Annotated in this window: 16 protein-coding genes and 1 tRNA gene; 8 read left to right on the top strand and 9 right to left on the bottom strand. The window is 65.2% G+C overall.

Annotation, left to right across the window (positions count from 1 at the left end; all coding sequences use genetic code 11):
• Positions 1–205: 205 nt before the first annotated feature.
• Entirely contained in the window at positions 206–1,135 is a 930-nt protein-coding gene (locus tag CKO23_RS11635) for a transposase (RefSeq protein ID WP_242482378.1), read from the bottom strand.
• Positions 1,136–1,460: 325 nt separating this feature from the next.
• Positions 1,461–2,450 (bottom strand): adenosine kinase, encoded by a 990-nt coding sequence (locus tag CKO23_RS11630; protein WP_200331250.1) that lies wholly within the window; start codon positions 2,448–2,450, stop codon positions 1,461–1,463.
• A 259-nt stretch (positions 2,451–2,709) separates the two neighbouring features.
• Here CKO23_RS11630 and CKO23_RS11625 point away from each other — a divergent pair, with 259 nt between their 5' ends.
• From CKO23_RS11625 to CKO23_RS11615, 3 genes are read left to right on the top strand one after another with little or no spacing between them, the layout of a single operon-like run.
• Positions 2,710–5,103, top strand: a complete 2,394-nt coding sequence (locus CKO23_RS11625) for a DEAD/DEAH box helicase (RefSeq protein WP_200331248.1) — start codon at positions 2,710–2,712, stop codon at positions 5,101–5,103.
• 19 nt (positions 5,104–5,122) lie between these two features.
• Complete coding sequence (locus CKO23_RS11620) at positions 5,123–5,578, top strand: hypothetical protein (protein ID WP_200331246.1); 456 nt, start codon at positions 5,123–5,125, stop codon at positions 5,576–5,578.
• Positions 5,550–6,815, top strand: a complete 1,266-nt coding sequence (locus tag CKO23_RS11615) for a ribonuclease H-like domain-containing protein (RefSeq protein WP_200331244.1) — start codon at positions 5,550–5,552, stop codon at positions 6,813–6,815. The genes CKO23_RS11620 and CKO23_RS11615 overlap by 29 nt, the downstream gene beginning before the upstream one ends.
• Positions 6,816–6,863: 48 nt before the next feature.
• On the opposite strand, the gene CKO23_RS11610 is transcribed toward CKO23_RS11615, so the two are convergent.
• From CKO23_RS11610 to CKO23_RS11595, 4 genes are all read right to left on the bottom strand, one after another.
• Complete coding sequence (locus CKO23_RS11610) at positions 6,864–7,190, bottom strand: DUF190 domain-containing protein (protein WP_200331242.1); 327 nt, start codon at positions 7,188–7,190, stop codon at positions 6,864–6,866.
• A gap of 35 nt (positions 7,191–7,225) precedes the next feature.
• A complete protein-coding gene (gene crcB, locus CKO23_RS11605) occupies positions 7,226–7,612 on the bottom strand; it encodes a fluoride efflux transporter CrcB (protein WP_200331240.1) in 387 nt (128 codons plus the stop codon).
• A 279-nt stretch (positions 7,613–7,891) separates the two neighbouring features.
• Positions 7,892–7,967, bottom strand: a tRNA-Ala gene (locus tag CKO23_RS11600).
• 283 nt (positions 7,968–8,250) lie between these two features.
• The gene (locus tag CKO23_RS11595) at positions 8,251–9,063 is read right to left on the bottom strand and encodes a cytochrome C assembly family protein (RefSeq protein ID WP_200331238.1); all 813 of its coding nucleotides are present in this window, start codon (positions 9,061–9,063) and stop codon (positions 8,251–8,253) included.
• A gap of 327 nt (positions 9,064–9,390) precedes the next feature.
• On the opposite strand from CKO23_RS11595, the gene ffh reads away from it, so the two are divergent.
• Positions 9,391–10,785, top strand: coding sequence for a signal recognition particle protein (gene ffh, locus CKO23_RS11590; protein WP_200331229.1), 1,395 nt, complete (start codon positions 9,391–9,393; stop codon positions 10,783–10,785).
• A gap of 171 nt (positions 10,786–10,956) precedes the next feature.
• Positions 10,957–11,832: a penicillin-insensitive murein endopeptidase gene (mepA, locus tag CKO23_RS11585; RefSeq protein WP_200331227.1), complete on the top strand. Its 876-nt coding sequence runs from the start codon at positions 10,957–10,959 to the stop codon at positions 11,830–11,832.
• A 92-nt stretch (positions 11,833–11,924) separates the two neighbouring features.
• On the opposite strand, the gene CKO23_RS11580 is transcribed toward mepA, so the two are convergent.
• Positions 11,925–14,285: a hypothetical protein gene (locus CKO23_RS11580; protein WP_200331225.1), complete on the bottom strand. Its 2,361-nt coding sequence runs from the start codon at positions 14,283–14,285 to the stop codon at positions 11,925–11,927.
• Between the two features lie 215 nt (positions 14,286–14,500).
• Here CKO23_RS11580 and CKO23_RS11575 point away from each other — a divergent pair, with 215 nt between their 5' ends.
• The 3 genes from CKO23_RS11575 to CKO23_RS11565 all read left to right on the top strand — a co-directional run bounded on the left by CKO23_RS11575 (position 14,501) and on the right by CKO23_RS11565 (position 16,719).
• Positions 14,501–14,929, top strand: a complete 429-nt coding sequence (locus tag CKO23_RS11575) for a hypothetical protein (RefSeq protein WP_200331223.1) — start codon at positions 14,501–14,503, stop codon at positions 14,927–14,929.
• Between the two features lie 162 nt (positions 14,930–15,091).
• On the top strand, positions 15,092–15,880 hold the full coding sequence (locus CKO23_RS11570; RefSeq protein ID WP_200331221.1) for a DUF2726 domain-containing protein: 789 nt from the start codon (positions 15,092–15,094) through the stop codon (positions 15,878–15,880).
• Between the two features lie 41 nt (positions 15,881–15,921).
• A complete protein-coding gene (locus CKO23_RS11565; protein ID WP_242482377.1) occupies positions 15,922–16,719 on the top strand; it encodes an FRG domain-containing protein in 798 nt (265 codons plus the stop codon).
• A gap of 31 nt (positions 16,720–16,750) precedes the next feature.
• On the opposite strand, the gene CKO23_RS11560 is transcribed toward CKO23_RS11565, so the two are convergent.
• Both CKO23_RS11560 and CKO23_RS11555 read right to left on the bottom strand, forming a co-directional pair.
• Positions 16,751–17,080, bottom strand: a complete 330-nt coding sequence (locus CKO23_RS11560; protein ID WP_200331217.1) for a non-heme iron oxygenase ferredoxin subunit — start codon at positions 17,078–17,080, stop codon at positions 16,751–16,753.
• The gene (locus tag CKO23_RS11555; RefSeq protein WP_200331215.1) at positions 17,080–18,201 is read right to left on the bottom strand and encodes an anthranilate phosphoribosyltransferase; all 1,122 of its coding nucleotides are present in this window, start codon (positions 18,199–18,201) and stop codon (positions 17,080–17,082) included. Before CKO23_RS11555 ends, CKO23_RS11560 begins: the two co-directional genes overlap by 1 nt.
• Positions 18,202–18,245: the final 44 nt, after the last annotated feature.

Raw genomic sequence — 18,245 nt, 5'->3', positions numbered from 1 at the left:
AGAATCTGTCTCGATCCATGCTTCCACGGGCCGAGACGACGCCGATCAGGGCAGAGTTCCTCTCGTTGACGGCAATGGTAGCGAGAAGGGAAGGGCTGGAGTGTCGAGTCGATCGCACTTTGCCGTGCCGTTCGTCGGCGCATTCTCTGCCATCCGGGGCCGCCAGACAATGGCGGAAGCCGGAGCACCTCACCACCTATCAGTTTTACCCAGAGGGCGCAAAGCAGGGCAAGGGGCGCCCACGTTCAGCGAGCCGCAGGAGTTTTCTCAGTCCCCGTTGAAACCAGGAGAGACAAGAGCGGGCGAGCTTGCGAAAGATCCAGTGGTCGGGATCGGTTTGTTCAGCCGCCTTTTGTTCCAGGGGCGTCGGTGATTCCAAGGCATCGCGACGGCCGGTGTCGGTGCACCAATGCATCGCCAGGCTTAGGATCAACACCAAATGGTCGACGCGATCGGGGTAGCGCAGCTGAGTATCTTCCAGACCGAACCCACGTGTTTTGAAATCCGAGAACATCGGCTCAATGCTCCAGCGCAAGCCGTAATCACGGATCGTAGCCGCCGTGGGCTGGCAGTCCATGGCAATGATCCACGCCTCCTCATGCCCGGCTTCATGCCAGATGCCAATGTTGGTCTCGACGCCGTCCTGAAACAAACGTGCCCCCGGCGCGAAACCCAACGAGACGCCCTTGGCCAAATCGGCGGTGCAGGTGATGTCCGCACGCCCGACATCGACCACATGATTGCCCTTCAACCGCAACCGATACCCCCAACCCTGGGCGTGCAACCACTGAAACAACGCGACCGAGGGATAAAAACGATCGCCCGCCAGCAGCACCGGCGCGCCCGCAGGCAACCAACCGGCCACGCAGTCCAGGACCTCGCGTTGCGCCTCGAAGCCCAGATTGGCCGCACCGGCCTCCACCGTCCAGCACAGCGGCAAGGCACGATCCCCGACGCGCACACTCACCATCAGAATCGCAAAGCGATCGCCCAAGTCGGTTTGGTCCATGCTCAACACCACCACCTGCCCGTGGCGCGCGGCTTCGCCCAACTGATGCCGCGCCAACGGCTCCATGATCATTCGACTGTCCAATAAGGGATTGGCCAACAGACGGGCAATCCACTGCAAGCGCATGTCGTCGCGTTCGGTCTCGATCGGCAGGACCGCCGCCCACTGGGCGGTGTTGGCCGTCTGGGTCTGAATCGCTGCGGCGATGGTGGGCGGGAGTTTCTTCAAGATCGTTTTTCGCAGCCCAGGATGAATCTGTCGAAGACCGCGTTCGATCTCACGCGCAAGCGAGGCAACCGTTCCCAATTTGAGTCAATCTCATCTGTCAATAGCGATAGTCAAATTGTCTACTTAAAACTGATGGGTGGCAAGGCCGGAGCACTCACCCGGTCTCGCTGGTGCCGCCCGCGAGCCCTGCGCGCCGCGCTGTGTCGCGCGGCGATCGCTGGCGCTATGCGAAGGTCTTAAGGATGCGCTGCGTCTCGTCGGCTGTGATCCGCGGGCCGAGCGCGGTGACCAGCTTCGCCGAGGCGGCCGCCGCCAGGTCCCCGGCGCGCTGGAAGCTCCAGCCCTGGCTGAGACCGTAGAGGAAAGCGCCGGCGAACATGTCGCCGGCCCCGACCGTATCGACGGCCTCGACCTTGATCGGGTCGATCTCGATCAGGGCGTTGCCATCCCAGACGAGCGCGCCCAGCGGACCGCGGGTGATGGCGAAGGTCTTGCTCAGGGTCTTGAGGTAGTCGACGGTCTGGGGCAGGTCGTCGCTGCCGGCCATGCCCATGGCCTCGAATTCGTTTGCGAAGAGGAGGTCGACCCCGGAGCCGATCATCTCGAGCAGGCCGTCCTTGAAGAACTTGACCATGTTCGGATCCGACAGCGACATGGCGGTCCTGACGCCAGCGGCATCCGCGATGCGCTTGGCCTCGATGGAGGCATGACGGGCCGTGTCGGAGGTGACCAGATAACCCTCGGTGTAGAACCACTGCGAGTCGCGCAGGGCCTCTTCGACCAGTTCGTCGGTGGAGAGATTGCCGCTGACGCCGAGGAAGGTGCACATGGTGCGGTCGCTGTCCGGCGTGACCAGCACCACGCAACGGCCGGTATGCCCCTGATCTTTGTCGGTGTGATGATTGGTATCGACGCCGCCCTCGATGAGATCCTTCATATAGAAGTGCCCCAGCTCGTCGTCGGCGACTTTGCAGGAGTAGTAGCCCTTTCCGCCGAATTGGCTGAAGGCGATGATGGAGTTGGCCGCCGATCCGCCAGAGCCGCGCTGGTGGTGGTGATCCTTCAGATGATTCATGATGCTCGTCTGCTGGTGCTCGTCCACCAGCGTCATGACGCCCTTGTCGATGCCGAGGATTCCCAGATCCTCGATGTCCACCTCATACTCCATGTCGACGAGTGCGTTACCGATTCCATAGATGTGATACTTCGACATGATTGCCCCTTTGCTCGAACGCTAAATGCGCCATTGTACAGAGCACGGCGGCACAGTTGGGCTGTCTTCTGGGGGCGGACGCGGGCCAGCGCCCCACGAAGCTTCGACGAGGCCGATGTGACCTCTTCCTGTCGGCGCGAGCAGGCGCTGACCGCCTGGCGACGCATGGGCCGGATGTCCCCTCCATGCGTCGAGCATCCCGTCATCACGTCCGAATGACCTTCGCATGCCAACGACTCTTCAGGCTGACTTTCCACGCATGACATCCCCGCAGCCGCCATCCTTCGAGAGCTTTGCGGTCGCTCGCTTGGAGACCCGCCTCGCCGCCAAGTACCGGGCGCGCATCGCCGCCAGGCAGACACTGCCGGCGCGCCCGGCGAGCTGGCGCGATCTGCCGGAGGATCTCTCGCCCCAGCTGGCCCAGGCGCTGCGGGGGCGCGGTCTGGAGCGGCTCTACAGCCATCAGCGTGAAGCCTGGGACCTGGCGCGGGCTGGCCGTCACCTGGTGGTGGCGACCCCGACCGCTTCGGGCAAGACGCTGTGCTACAACCTGCCCGTGCTGGAGTCGGTCCTGGCCGGCGGGCGCAAGGCCCTCTATCTCTTTCCGACCAAGGCGCTCGCCCAAGACCAGGTCGCCGAGCTGATGGAGCTGAGCCGCGCGCTCAGCGACGCCGGTGGTCCGGGCATCAAGGCCTTCACCTTCGACGGCGACACGCCGGGCGACGCCCGCAAGGCGGTTCGCACGCGCGGCGATATCGTCGTCAGCAACCCGGACATGCTGCACCAGGCGATCCTGCCGCATCACACCAAGTGGGCGCAGTTCTTCGAGGGACTGGCCTATGTCGTCGTCGACGAGCTGCACAGTTACCGCGGCGTTTTCGGCGCGCATGTCGCCAACGTCTTTCGCCGACTGCGGCGTGTCTGCCGTTTCTATGGCGTCGAGCCGACCTTCATCTTCGCCTCGGCCACCATCGCCAATCCGGCGGAGTTGGCCGGACAGCTGTGCGGCGCCTCCGTCGCGCCGGTCCTGGAGAGCGGGGCGCCTCAGGGCGAGCGGCATCTGCTGCTCTGGAATCCGCCCGTCATCAATCCGGACCTCGGCATCCGCGCCTCGGCCAGGTCGCAGTCCACGCGCATCGCTCGCATGGCGGCCAAGCTGGGTCTCAAGGCGATCGTCTTCGCCCGCTCCCGACTGATGGTCGAGGTGATCACCAAGTACCTGAAGGATGTCTTCGACCATGACCCGCGCCGCGCGCCGCGCGTACTGGCCTACCGTGGCGGCTATCTGCCGAGCGAGCGCCGTCGCGGCGAGCAGGCGATGCGTGCCGGCAAGGTCGATCTGGTGGTCGCGACCTCGGCCCTGGAGTTGGGCGTCGACATCGGCGCCCTGGACGTGGCCATACTCAACGGCTATCCGGGCACGGTGGCGGCCACCATGCAGCGGCTCGGACGGGCGGGTCGGCGGCTGCGACCCTCGCTCGGGGTGCTGGTCGCGACCAGCGATCCGCTCGATCAGTTCCTGGTCCGCCACCCGGAATTCATCTTCGGCGCCTCGCCGGAGCACGCCCGCGTCCACCCGGACCAGCTCCTCATCCTGCTGGAGCACGTGCGTTGCGCGGCCTTCGAGCTACCCTTCCGCGACGGTGACAGTTTCGGCGCCGAGAGCCTGGCGGAGATGCTGGCCTATCTGCGCGATGAAGGCGTGCTACAGCATCAGGGCGAGCGCTGGTACTGGGTCGCCGACAGCTATCCCGCCAACAGCGTCTCGTTGCGCTCCGTCGCCGAGGGCAATTTCGTCGTCATCGATACCACGGGCGGCGGCCAGACCATCATCGCCGAGGTCGACTACAGCAGCGCGCCGGGAACCATTTACGAGGGCGCGATCTATATGGTCCAGTCGCAGCCCTACCAGGTGGAGCGCCTGGATTGGACCGGGCGTAAAGCCTTCGTCACCCGCACCCGTGCCGATTACTATACCGACGCCATCGACTACACCCGGCTCAAGATCCTGGATCGGTTCGAGGGCGTGGCCGTGGGCGGCGGGGTCGCGGCCAATGGCGAGGTCCATCTGGTGCGCCGCTATCCGGGCTACAAGAAGATTCGTTACTACAGCCACGACAACGTCGGCTATGGCAACATCGATCTACCGGATCAGGAGATGCACACGACGGCGGTGTGGTGGCAGGCCGAGCCGAGTGCGCTGGAGGCCGCGCTGCCGGATCGACAGCAGGCGATCGAGGGTTTTCTGGGCGCCGCCTATGCGCTGCATCACGTCGCGGTGCTGCGCGCCATGGCGGAGCTCCATGATCTGGGCCGCGCCGTTGGTGACGGACAGGGAACCTGGTTCGCCGTCGTCGGCGGCGACGGGCGCGGTCAGCTGCGCGGCCCGGACAACGCCCCGGTCGATCCCGGGGCGAGGGATCGCTTCGAGCCAACGCTCTTTCTCTACGACAACTACCCCGGTGGTGTCGGACTTTCCGCGCCTCTCTACGACGCGGCGGCGCAGCTCGTCGCGGATGCGCGTGACCTGGTTGCGGGCTGCGCCTGCAGCGCCGGATGCCCTGCCTGCGTTGGTCCAGTCCTGCTCGGCGACGAGACGAACGTCCTGACGCCACGTCAGGCGGCGCTGGCGGTCTTGAAGCTTTTGTTATGACATCTGAAGTGAATAGTGAATGATGACACGTAAAATCAATGCGGTGCTGCTGGTCGGACTCATTGGCACACCGATCGCCGGATCACTGTTCGGCATCGACTACGGCCGCGCCATCTGGGGCGACGACCAGATCTGGTGGACGCCCAAGGAATCCGCCTTGTCCATCGATCAGACGCGCGCGAGCTTCCGCATCTATCTCGAGGACGAGCCGCTGGACGACCACTTGGCACGCTCCTCCCTGACCGCCTTGGGGCAGGACGGCATGGCGTATTTCGTCACGCCCGATCTCATCAAGGTGCGGCTGAACAACTGGGATCGGACCAAGGCGTCGCTCTTGCACACGGCGGTCTATTCGGCGTTCGCCCTCGGGGCATCGCTGGCCTGCCTCGTCCTCGGGCTGATCCAGTTCTTTGCCGAGCCGGCCGTGCCGCAGCGGCGAGTGGCCGGTGGACAAGCCAGATCCATCCGTCGGTGATCGGCTGAGGCGGCTGCGCGGCCAGGCTGGACGGCCCGAGCCGCCGGTGTCCGCGGACACTGGGTCGGCCGCGACCCTCGCGCCCTCCTTCTCCGATCGCGTCCGCCGTCTCATGGTCGGTCGGGAGCCTGTGCGCTCGAAGGTGCCGGACGAGGTCGCGCTGCGGGAGGCGCTTGGCGCTCAGGCGCTTGCGCCCGGGGTCCTCCTGATCGAGCGTCGGCTGGGCGCGCGACTGAGGCACGGGCGGGTCGTGCTCAAGCCGGACGGCGCTGTCGTCGAGCGTCTCCCAAGCAGCCTCCGGGTGCTGATGGCGCCCAAGGTCGCGACGCAGCCCCCATCGGCCCCTCTGGTCTATCTGGATACCGAGACGAGTGGTCTCTCGGGCGGGAGTGGGACCTGGGCCTTTCTGACTGGGATCGTCTCGGCCGATGGGGAGGGTTGGCGACTGCGTCAGTACCTCCTCACCCGGCTGGACGCCGAGGCCGAATACCTGGAAGCGGTCCGGGGCGCGATCACGGGCGCTGGAGCCATGGTCAGCTACAACGGCCGTTCGTTCGACGTGCCCTTGCTGACCACACGCTTTCGCCTCTGCGAGCAGCCGGATCCATTCGCACGGCTGCCGCACCTCGACCTGCTCGCCCCGGTGCGTCGAGCCTTCGGGCGCGTCTGGCCCGACTGCCGTCTCGCGACCGCCGAGTCCCGACTCCTCGGATTGGAGCGCGAGGGCGACATGCCCGGTTCCGCGGCGCCACTGGCTTGGCTCGATTGGCTGCGGCGTGGCGACACAACCGGCCTCGCGGCCGTGCTGCGCCATAACCGCTGGGATCTCTTCTCGCTGGTCGGTCTGGTCCCGGTGTTGGGCGAAGCCTTCGAGGATCCCGTTTCGCTGGGTGCGGATACCCACGCCGTGGCCGCGCACCACATCGGCCATGGGCAGCCGGACAGGGCGCTGTGGATGTTGCGCGCCGACCGGCACCGGCTCGGCACCGCCGGGCTGCTCGAACTGGCGCGCCTGCATCGGCGGCGGGGGGAGTGGGGCGAGGCCTGCGCGATTTGGGAGACGCTAGCCGCGGCGGGCGAGCAGGCGGCGCTTGCGGCATTGGCGAAGTATCACGAGCATCGGAGCCGCGATCTTCTCCGCGCGCTCGGCTATGCGATCGCGCTCTCGCCCAGTCCCGAGCGAGATCGCCGCTGCGAGCGTCTAGAGGCCAAGTTGGCGCTCAAGCGCGGCGCTTGAGCAGTGACGGCGGCTTGGCGTTTCGCAATCGCGCACGCCGACGGGCTGCTAGGCCTTCCCACCGTTCGTGAAGCCGGACTCCACCGGGACACGCAGGTAGAACAGGTTCAATCCCTGCCCGCCGATATGGGCGATGAGGCGATCCGCTTCTTCCGCCGTGACGACGAACCCGACCTCCACCGGAAGATCTCCGGCGAGTTCGAAGAAGTGCTCTTCGTGCAAACGCCCGTGTCGGCCGAATCCGGCAAGCGCGCGGAAGGCCGAGCCACCTTGCAGGCCGAGCTGCTTTGCCTCCTCGAGGAGCCATTCGTAGGCGAGCTTGTGGTGATGTCGGCGGTTCTCCGCGACATAGAACTTGAGAAAACAGCCTTGCATGGTTGTGGTTCCGATCAAGGTCAGGTTGAGAAAGCCTAGAAGCCCCTGCCAACCACGGCGTGAGCCAGCCAGATTCCGGCCGCTGTCAGGGTGAGTGAGCCCGAGACATGGGCCAGGATGGCTCCGAACCCCCAGAGCAACTCTCCGCGGCCGAGCAAATTCACCACCTCCGCGGAGAAGGTCGAGAAGGTCGTTAGGCCGCCCAGGAATCCGGTGATGATCAGCAGGCGTATCTCGGGGGCGACGCCCGGGTGGCGATTGAGCCAGGCGAAGGCGAACCCGATCAAGAGACCGCCGAGCAGATTCGCCGCGAGCGTGCCAAGGGGAAGCGTCGGAAAGATCGGGTTCAAGCGGCTCCCGAGCACCCAGCGTAATACAGCACCTAGACCGGCGCCGGCGAAGACCGATAGAACGGATAGCAAGGATTCAGTCCTCGGAATGGGTAGGTCGTGACATGGCCCATCGCGATGGCCTCGCTCGTGCCTGGACCCAGGACTTCGAAACTCCAGGGCTCAAGCCTGGCTTGCGCGGCTTGGCGGTCATTCCGCTGGCTGGCGCTCGCAACACGGAAGTTCATGCGCGGCCCTACGGTCGTGAAAACGACCGAACGCCAGGCTTGCTCGGACACCGAGTCGATGAGAGGCTGAAGGTCGTTGGGCGAGGGCTGTAACACCCTGATTGAATTGGTGTAGCGATTGAATTGGTGGAGCCGAGGGGGATCGAACCCCTGACCTTCGCATTGCGAACGCGACGCTCTCCCAGCTGAGCTACGGCCCCGAGTCTTGACTGACCGAATCCTCAACCGATCTGGCGGGGCTTGGGAGCTGCCGCGATGGTCGCTGACTGGCAGGGTGATTCTGCACCTGAAGGTGCCAGGGTGACAAGCCCCAGGGCGACGTGATCCTTCGCCTTGGGCGCATCTTTGCGGCTCGGCGGGTGCGGCTCGGCGTCAATCGGCGCCCGGGGGCCGAGCGCTGCGATTTCCGGGCTTCTAGCCCCGCCCGTTGATCGCGAGGGGGCGCCCGATTGGCGCCCCCTCGCGCGTGACGCGCTGCCAGCTTCAGCCGGCGCGATGCAGGACGAATTGGAGCACGGCCTTGCTGCCGAAGTAGGCGAGAATCAGCATGACGAAGCCGCCAAGCGTCCAGACGATGGCCGTCCGCCCGCGCCAGCCGTTGCGGAACCGCCCGATCAGCAGGCCGCCGAAGACCAGCCAGGCCAAGACAGAGAGCACTGTCTTGTGCACCAGGTGCTGGGCGAACATATTTTCCAGGAAGGCGAATCCACTCAGCAGCGCCAGGGTTAGCAAGACGAAGCCGGCGGTGATCATCTCGAAGAGCAGGCTTTCCATCGTCTGGAGCGGCGGAAGCGTGCGCACGAATCCGCCTGGATGCCTGTTGCGCAGGTGATGATCCTGGACGGCAAGCAGGATGGCCTGCACGGCGGCGAGGGTCAGCAGGCTGTAGGCAAGCATCGACAGCAAGACGTGGATCTTGAGCGGCCACCCAGCCGAGGCGCGCATGAACCCGACGTCCGCGAAGTGGGTCTCCATGATCACGCTCAAGGCCGCCGCTGGGAGCAGGATGAGTCCGAGGTTGTCGACCGGCTTCGTCAGGCTGGACACCAGCAGCAGCGCAACGATGGTCCATGAGGTCAGCGCCAAGGCGTGATAGAAGCCCAGGTTGATCCCGGCGCTGCTGAAGATGCTGTCCCAGAGCAGCCAGGCGTGCAGAAGCAGGCCCGCGAACCCGACCGCGAGGGCGATGCTGCGCTGTGGAACCCAGCCCTGCTTTCTGAAGAGCCGCATGCCGATGAAGGAGGCGGCCGCGAGGTAGCAGAGGGTGGCGACATAGGCGAGGAAGGTATGAGTCATACGCTGGACTTCGATGGTGCTCGGTTCTTGGTGTGACGGCTGGCCCAGGTGGATTCGATCGGCTGCACTCCTGAGGCGATCGAACAGGTGTCGACCTCGGCGCCTGTTGTCGTCTGTCATTTCAGCGGCCGCGAACGCCTGTTCTTTGCGTCAAGGCGAGGTTCGCAAGGCCCTGCAGTGTCGATCGACCAAGCTCCGCTGAGCGCCATGGTCATATCGTCAGACATTGACCCTGCATTATACTCACAAGTTACGCCGTAAACCGACGGTGACAGTTTTTTCTTGAAACAACAGGGGCCGGGCCTGACGCCCCATCGAGGTCGGATCATGTTTGAGAATCTCCAGGACCGCTTCGAACGGGTCTTGACCAACCTGCGGGGTCAGGGTCGACTCAGCGAAGAGAACATCAAGGACACCATGCGCGAAGTGCGCATGGCGCTGATCGAGGCCGATGTTGCGCTCCCCGTCGTGCGGCAGTTCGTGGAGGATGTTCGGGAGAAGGCGCTCGGCGAGGCCGTGACCAAGAGCCTCACTCCGGGGCAGGTGCTGATCAAGATCGTCAATGACGAACTGATCACGATCATGGGCGAGGCCAACGAGCAGCTCGATCTGACCGCTCAGCCGCCGGCGATCGTCCTCATGGCCGGTCTGCAGGGCTCGGGCAAGACCACCAGTGTCGCCAAGCTCGCCCGCTGGCTGCAGGAGAAGCAGAAGAAATCGGTCATGGTGGTGAGCTGTGACGTCTATCGTCCGGCGGCCATCGAGCAGCTCAAGACGGTTGCCGGGGAGGTCGGCGCGACCTTCTGCCCGAGCAGCGGCGATGAGGATCCAGTCGCGATCGCCAAGCGTGCCCTGGACACGGCGCGCAAGCAATTCAAGGACGTCCTCATCGTCGATACGGCGGGCCGCCTGCACGTCGATTCGGCCATGATGGATGAGATCAAGTGCATCCATGCCGCCCTCAAACCCGTCGAGACCCTCTTCGTGGTGGACTCCATGACGGGTCAGGACGCCGCCAACACGGCCAAGGCGTTCGACGAGGCTCTGCCGCTCACCGGCGTCATTCTGACCAAGACCGACGGCGATGCGCGCGGCGGCGCCGCCTTGTCCATCCGCCAGATCACCGGCAAGCCGATCAAGTTCCTCGGCACGGGCGAGAAGACCACGGCGCTGGAGCCCTTCTATCCCGATCGGGTCGCCTCGCGCATTCTCGGCATGGGCGACGTGGTCTCGCTGGTGGAGCAGGTCCAGGAAAAGGTCGATCGCGATCAGGCCGAGAAGCTGGTCAGGAAGATCAAGAAGGGAAAGGACTTCGACCTGGTCGATTTCAAGGAGCAGCTCGACCAGATGAACAAGATGGGGGGCATCATGAGCATGATGGACAAGCTGCCCGGCATGAGCCAGATCCCGGATCACGTCAAGGAAAAGGCCAACGACAAGGAGCTCGGCAAGCTGGTCGCCATCATCAACTCCATGACGCTCCAGGAGCGGCGCTTCCCCGCCATCATCAAGGGCTCCAGGAAGCGGCGCATCGCCGCGGGCTCGGGCGCCCAGGTGCAGGACGTGAACCGGCTGCTCAAGCAGTTCACCCAGATGCAGAAGATGCTGAAGAAGATGAAGGGCGGCAACATGGCGAAGATGATGCGCTCCATGCAGGGCAAGCTGCCGCCGGGCTTCATGCCGCCCGGTGGAGGGCTCCCGCCTGGCGGTTTTCCGATGTGACTTGCCGCCGGGTTGCGTGTTCCGCAGCCCGCGGCCTGTTTGCAGTGACTTGATTCAGGCGTGTCCGGCTGCATCTCGGGCGGGCGACGGGTCTCGCTTGGGGCTCGAGCTGTCCGCGCCTTCGTGACGCGCCAAACCCTTTTTTGCGAGCCCAGGACCAGGAGTTTCAGGATGTCTCGACGCAGCCTTTCCTTCGCCAGCGGTCGTTTGCAGCGGATTTCGGGGGCGATGATGTTGGTCGCCGTCGTCGCCTTGTCAGTCGCCACCTCGGTCTCGGCCACGCCCTGGTCCGAGGTGCGCCGGCCGTCCAGCGGCATGACGGAGGTCATCGGCGGGGCTTCCAACGGTTGTATCGCCGGCGCGCAAACGCTCCCGGCGACTGGCCCCGGGTATGTGAGCGTGCGCCGTTACCGCAATCGCTACTATGGTCATCCAGAGCTCCTGAGCTTCATCGACGATCTGGGACGCAGTCAGGCGCGCCGGGGCAATGGCGTCCTCATGGTGGGGGATCTGAGTCAGCCGCGCGGTGGTCGCATGTCCTCCTCCCATCGCAGCCATCAAAACGGACTGGACGTGGACATTTGGTTCACCCTTGCGTCCTCGCCGGCCGAAGCCAATCGGCTCATGGGTAACCGGCCCGACCCGCAGAGCATGGTCGCGCCGGGCGGGCGGAGCGTCAGCCGTTTCTGGGGGCCAGACCAGCAGGCCTTGATCGAGAGCGCGGCGCGTCACCCCAAGGTCGACCGTATCTTCGTCAACGCCGCCATCAAGCAGGCCCTCTGTCAGAGCGCGACAGGTGAGCGCAGCTGGTTGCGGAAGGTGCGCCCCTGGTGGAAGCACGACGCTCATTTCCACGTCCGTCTCGTCTGTCCGCCCGGAAGCACGCAGTGTAAGGCGCAAAGCCCCGTGCCCGCGGGGGACGGCTGTGGTCAGGAACTCGCTTGGTGGCTCAGCGATGAGGCCCTTAAACCCAGCAAGAAAGGAGGGGGCAAGCCGAGCACGCCGAGCACGCCTGCGGCCTGCGCCGCGGTGCTGAAGGATTCCTGATCGACCATGGTTCGATCCCAGCGCGAGGGTTGTGTCTATCCGACCACCTCGCGTCTTCTATCTCGGGAATTCGCCTAACCAGGGGAATTCGCCTAACCAGGGAGTGGTGCGTCTTTCTCCGGTTTGTTCCCATCGTCGTCCGGGCCCAGCAACGCGCTGAGCCCGTCCTCGTAGAGCTGGATGCGCATCTGCGTCGCAGCGATGCGGGTATCGGCTTCCGCGATCTCGGCGTCGATGGACGCCTTGCGCAGCCGCAGGGCGTGCAACTCCTCCTGCAGTTTTGCGAGTCGTTCCGCATCCGCGCCCTGGGTCTTCTCCAGCGCTTTCAGGTCGCGCATCACATCGCGGACCCGCTTGTCCTCAGTGATCTTTTCCGCTTTCGCCCAGAAGCCCGTCTTGCGTCCGTCGCCCGTCTCTCCTGCCTGGGTTGCATGGTCGGCCAGCGCCTGAGACAGGGCGTCCGCCGCGGCCTGCTGCTGCGCGCGCTCAGCCTGCAGGTCTTCGACGCGTGATCGGGTGGCGTCGATGGTCTCCTGCTGCTTGCGGCCTGTCTCGCGCAGCGTCTGACGCTCCGCCCGCTGTCTTGTCTCCAGGGTGCGCAGCCGGCTGATTTCTTCCCGGACCCCGGCGAGACGCGTCTTATGGGACTCGCGTCGGCGTTTCGCCTCGGCCTCGGTAAGCTTCTGCTGGTGGGCGAGCTGCCTGGCAACCTCGGCTTGGCGAATCTCCGCCAGACTCTGGGTTTGCAGCCGCTCGATCTCCTTTTCGCGCAGCCGAAGCGCTCCCTGAGCCCGCGATTGCTCCTGCTCGAATCCCTCTCTGAGCTGGCGCAGCTCCTCTTCCGCCTGGGTTTGGCGCTGGCGCCAGTCCGCGCGCGCCTGCTGTAGCTCCGCGGCGAGCTCGATACGGCGGTGATCCTTGAGCGCGCGCGTCTCGTTCGCGAGCTGCGCCTGCAGCTGCGCCGTGCGCAGGTGAAGCTCGCGCTCGAAGGCGATGAGTTCATGCTCGCGACGCCGGCGCGCGAAGAGCATTTCGTGCTCAAGGTTCTCGCGGCGGTGGACGAGTCGGTCATGCTCCAGCGCTTGATCCGCGAGGTACCGCGTCAAGGGCTCGCGGACCTCGACGAGCGTCTTGCGGTCGGCATAAAAGCCGGCTGGATCCTTCTCGTAGGCCTGCCAGAGGCGGGCGAACTCAGGTGGATTGCAGCGCTGCGTGGGATCCTTCGGGAGCTCGAAACCCGGGATGTCGCCCAGGCCGCCCGCCAGATATTTGCGGTACTGCATCTGGATCGTTTCGCTGAAATAGGCGCGCACGGCGGGGGGCTCGAACAGCTTGAGCGCGATCAGCGAGAAGAAGAGCACGCCCAAGGCCGCCTGGGCGAAGCCTTCGACCGTCTCGAAATGCGGGACGCCGGCCTCCTCCGGACTCTCACGCAGCGCCTGCAGCGCCTTGGAGCGCGCCGCGAAGGAGAGCTTCGGCGCGACCGCGTCGACCTGCTCGGCCTCCAGCTCGCGGACGATCTGATCGATGCGTGTCTGGTGCGCCTGTCCCAGCTGCTGCAGGTTCTGCGTCTGCGTCCTCAGCGTTGCCTCAAGGGTCTTGATGCGCTGGGCGACCTCCGCGACTCTCGCCTGCATCTGGGATTCCTTGGCTGCGAGCTCGGCCGCGAGCAGGTTGACATTGGTCTCCCACTTGCGTGCCTCCGGACCGCGGCCCTCGGGACGGCCGCCACGTCCCAGGATTTCATCTCCAACGCGCTGTCGAGCCGCCGTCAGGTCGTTGCGCAGAATGGCAATTTCCGGTGCGTCCTCGGCCTCGATCTCCGAGCGCCTCTGCCGCTCGAGCGCCAATGTCTGCGTCAGCCGCTCGATATCGGCTTGCAGCGGTCCAATCCGCTCGCGATAGCTGGTCTCGATCTGTGCGCCGCGCGCCGCGATGAGCGCCTGGAGCTGCTGATCGCGCTCGTTGAAGTAGCGCTCGACCTGGCGCTGGTGATAGGCCGCGATGTCATCGGCACGGATCAGCTTGGCGAGAAAGGGTGCGGTGACGTAGAGCGAGATCGCGACGATGGCCAGTCGCACCAAGATCCCGAGGCCCCAGCGCACGACGGCCCCCACGCCCTGGTTCGGACCCTGGCTCCAGCGCCGCGCGCGCAGTACGGGGCGCTCCGACATGATGAGCGAGGCATCGACGATCCAGATGATGGCGAACATGAGCGCGAACATGAAGAGGCCCGCGATCGGTCCGAGCCATGCGTGGTCCCGCGGTATCATGGTGGCGCCGACCAGACCCCAGACGATGCCCTCGATGCTCGCCATCAGTAGGATCACGGACCAGGCGAATCCCAGCCAGGTTTCGACCGCCGGCGTCAGCAGACTTGCACCGTAGGGACGCAGGCGCAGGGCGTCCAGCGACGGCGTTTTCGACAGCGGGATGCGCGCTTTGAGGTCCATTGTCGAGGATTCCTGGTTTGACTTCGCTCGGTTGCTTCATTCTAGCGCGAGTCTCGGGCGGCATTCCGTGCGGGCGTCGAGGCGTGAGGATGGCTTGCGCCCCTGGGGTTCGCCCGAGCATCATGTGCTATTTGGCCGCTCGGCGCGGCGTCGCATTGTTCAGCGCGGGCCGCGCTTGGCGCTGACCTGGATTCTCTCACGAGGTATAGAACCCCATGGATCGCTTGACGCGAAACTCCATCATCATCTCCGTCATTCTCTTCGTCCTCTTGGTCATCTCGTTGGCCGCGGGCAATTACGAGTTGCGACCGCGCGTCTGGCAGCTGAACGAAGTGTTGAAAGAGGATCCGATCCTGGCGAGTTATCCCTACGACTTTCGTGTTCTGCTCTTCCTGAGTGGCGTCGTAACGCTGACGAGCCCCGACGCCTCCGAGGTGCCTGTCCAGACCTTCCTGGTGAAGGTGGATCCCAGCTTGGCGGGCAAGGCCCCGGATGCGCCGGAAATGGTCGAGGCGGAGCGGAAGTTCCGCGAGGTCGAGATGCGCGCCATCCAGGTCATGCTCGAACAACCGGACGTCGAATCCGTGCTTTGGTCGCTGGACAAAGCCTGGTATCACCGCCATGGCATGCCACTTGGCGGATGACGTCGCGCGGCCACGTCTCAAGGCGCCGCGCTGGGCTCAAGGCCGTGGTGGCAAGCGCCATTGCCGACCTGGCCGGTTCCCGCGCGCGCTGGAATGGGTATCCGTCAGAGGTCATGAGAGCCAGCAGCTGAAGCATGCCCGCTGGGTGAGGAGGTTGAGGTCATGGGGCATTTCTACGTTCTGATCGGTCTTGGTATCGTCGTCTCGCTCGCCTTCCTCCTGAGTCTCAGGAACAGCATGAAGCGCCGTCTGCGCTTTCCCTATGTCGCTGACGAGACCCTGTTCACCGCGCCTGAACGCGCCTTCAAGGGCGTGCTGGAGCGCGCGGTTGGAAAGGAATTCCTGGTCTACGGCCGGGTGCGCGCGATCGACGTCATCGGGCCTCGGCCACGCCTCTCGCGGCGTGAGCGGGAACGTGCCTTGGAGCGCCTGGGCGAGCGGTGCTTCGACTTCCTGGTCTGCAGCCGAGAGTCGACCGCCATCCTCTGCGCGGTGAAGCTGGCGCCACGCTCGCGGCTGCGCAAGCTGCCGCCGAAGGACGCCCTGGATCGCATTTGCGCCGCCGCGCGGTTGCCCTTCGTGCGGTTTCGCGAGAGCGATGCCTACTCCGTCGTCGATATCGAGGAGCAGATCTTTGCCGCCATGCAGGCGCGCGGGATCAGACCCCGGATCGACGAGATCCCGGCGGATGAGGCGGCGTCTGTGCTCCATGGCCTCTCCTCGGTCATCGAGGCAGAGCGCCGCCCCGAGCCTGTGAGGCCCCGACCGAGGTCTGCCCCCAGCGTGACGCCGCCACGCCAAGCCGATTCGGCGCAACGGCCTCGACCGCCGAAGCCGGTGCGTCGGCGCGACCCTGTCATCCAGGACCATCATGTCCTCGATGAGGAGCCGACCTTCAAGATCGACGGTGATCTCGAGGACGAGCGCCCGGTGCGATCACACCGGCTGTAATGCTGTCACGAACACCGCCAGAGGCGCACCGCTCGACGTGTATGACTCACTCCAACGCCGATATACGAATCTCCTCCTGGGCCGATCTGCTCGACGCCCTCTTTGCGGATAGCTGGGTCCCCGAGATCGGCCGCTACCGCTCGCGCTATGCCTTCCGCGGGCTCTCCGATGCCAGCTACCCGCTGGAGACCACCTTGATGCGCCTCGGCGGCAGCTACGCCCAGCTCGAGCGGCATCTGCTGCGCAACTTCCGCAAGTACGCCCACCGCCGGGTTGTCGAGCGGGATTCCGTTTGGCATTGGCTCGCGGTCGCCCAGCACTATGGCTTGCCGACGCGCCTGCTCGATTGGACCTATTCGCCCTTTGTCGCCTTGCACTTTGCGACGGCCCATATCGACAAGTACGACCGGGATGCCGCCATCTGGGGCGTCAACTACATGGATGCCCACCGCATGGTGCCGGACGTGCTGCGCTCGCGGCTCGAGCTGGAGGGGGCCAATGTCTTCACCGTCGAGATGCTCTCGGAGAGCATCACCTCGCTCCCCGAGCTGGATCGGCTGTGCGAGCAACCCTTCACGCTCTTCTTCGAGCCGCCCTCGATCGACGACCGCATCGTCAATCAGTTCGCGCTCTTTTCCATGAGTTCGGATCCGGCCCTGATGATCGACCGCTGGCTGGCCGAGTTTCCCGACATCTGGCGACGCATCATCATCCCCGCCGAGCTCAAGTGGGAGATTCGCGACAAGCTCGATCAGTCCAATGTGACCGAGCGTGTCTTCTTTCCGGGTTTGGAGGGGCTCACCGCCTGGCTGACACGCCACTACAGTCCGCGGTGCTGAGCCGGCGCCGCGACGGATGCCGGCGAGGGCGTCAATCGGCGGGTCGCGTCGGGTCGATCCAGATCCGGCCGTCCGCGACCTTGACCGCGTGGGTGCGAATCGGCTCCTCGGCCGGTTCGTCCAGCGGCTCGCCGGTCACCAGGCTGAAGCGGCTGCCGTGCAAGGAGCACTTGATGCGGTCCCCATCGAGGCACCCGTAGGAGAGCGGATAGTCCTCATGGCTGCAGTTGTCCTCGACGGCGTAGAAGCGGCCATCGACCTGAGCAAGGATGAAGGGCCGCTCGTCGATGACGACCTTGATGAACCTGCCCTCGGGCACGGCGTCCGCCGATGCGACGGCGATGAAGGCTGCCTCCGACATCAGCGGACCCTCTGCGCGGCACGCCCCGAATCCAGCACGTCCCGGATCTGGTTTGCCGCTTCGGCGCGCGATGTCGCGCGTCCCAGGTGCCAGAGGATGAGTGCGCCGGTGAAGACCAGGCTGTCGTAGGTCGGTCCTTTATCACCCTCCAGCGCTTGCATGCCTGCCTGGGCGGTCGCTCGCGCCGTGGCCGGCACGTCGACGGCGACCGCGATCTCGTCGCCCGGTCGGCTGGTCTGCGGCAGGTCGTCCGGGAGCGGGACGGCGCGGACGGATTGCGCGATCGCCAGCTCGCTCGGATCGATGTCGAATGGCTGCTCCTCGGACAGGTGCTGATAGCTGAAGCAGGTGCCCTTTTGACGCAATGAGGGGATGACGCCGCCCTCGGTGCCACGGATCAGCAACGCCGAGTCGAATCCCGCGTGGCGCGCGAGTAGGGCATAGATGCGCGGATAGGGCTTGTGCACGTAGCCGGTCACGAGGTGCGTGTGTTTGCGGCCGTGGATCGGCCGAGCCAGCACCTCGGTGGTGGTGATGGCCTGCCGCTTGACGATGGTGGTACGCAGGTCCACCAGGTTGTGCAGCGGGGCGCAGAAGGAGCGCTGGTCAATGTAGCTCCAGCCGATGGCGGGGTCGGAGAGCCGCTCGGCCGCCTCGACCGGGCTCAGATCGACGGGCACGCCAGCGGCGTCCAGCACGTGGCGGTGGGTCACGCCGAATTTGGGTCCGACCGAATGCGCGCCGTGACTGATCGCGGGTACCCCGCACTCGGCGAGCACTGGCATCAAGAAAGGCGCCGCCGGGAGGCAGCGGTTGTAGCCATCATAGGGGTCGGCGATGTCGACGACGTCGTCGACGTTGGCGACCACATGGCCCGTCGCCTCGCGGATGGCGTCCAGGATGCCTTTGAATTCGTCGTCCGTTTCGCGCTTCATGCGCAGTGCGATCAGGAAGACACCGGCTTGCACGGGGTCGACCTTGTTGTCGAGGATGGCGGCCATCGCCGCGCGGGCCTCCTCGACGGAGATGTCCTTGGATAATTCCGGGCCGGTGGCAACGCGCTGGATGATGGAGCGCATCTGAAGCTTGACGTCGTCAGACGCGGTCGTGGTGCTGCTCATGGCTGTCCTCCGAGAGCTCAAGAATGGGTGACGGGCCGCTGTCC

It is taken from the genome of Thiocystis violacea, from assembly GCF_016583565.1.
GTDB lineage: Bacteria > Pseudomonadota > Gammaproteobacteria > Chromatiales > Chromatiaceae > Thiorhodococcus > Thiorhodococcus violaceus_A.
This window is presented reverse-complemented; position numbering and strand designations above follow the sequence as displayed.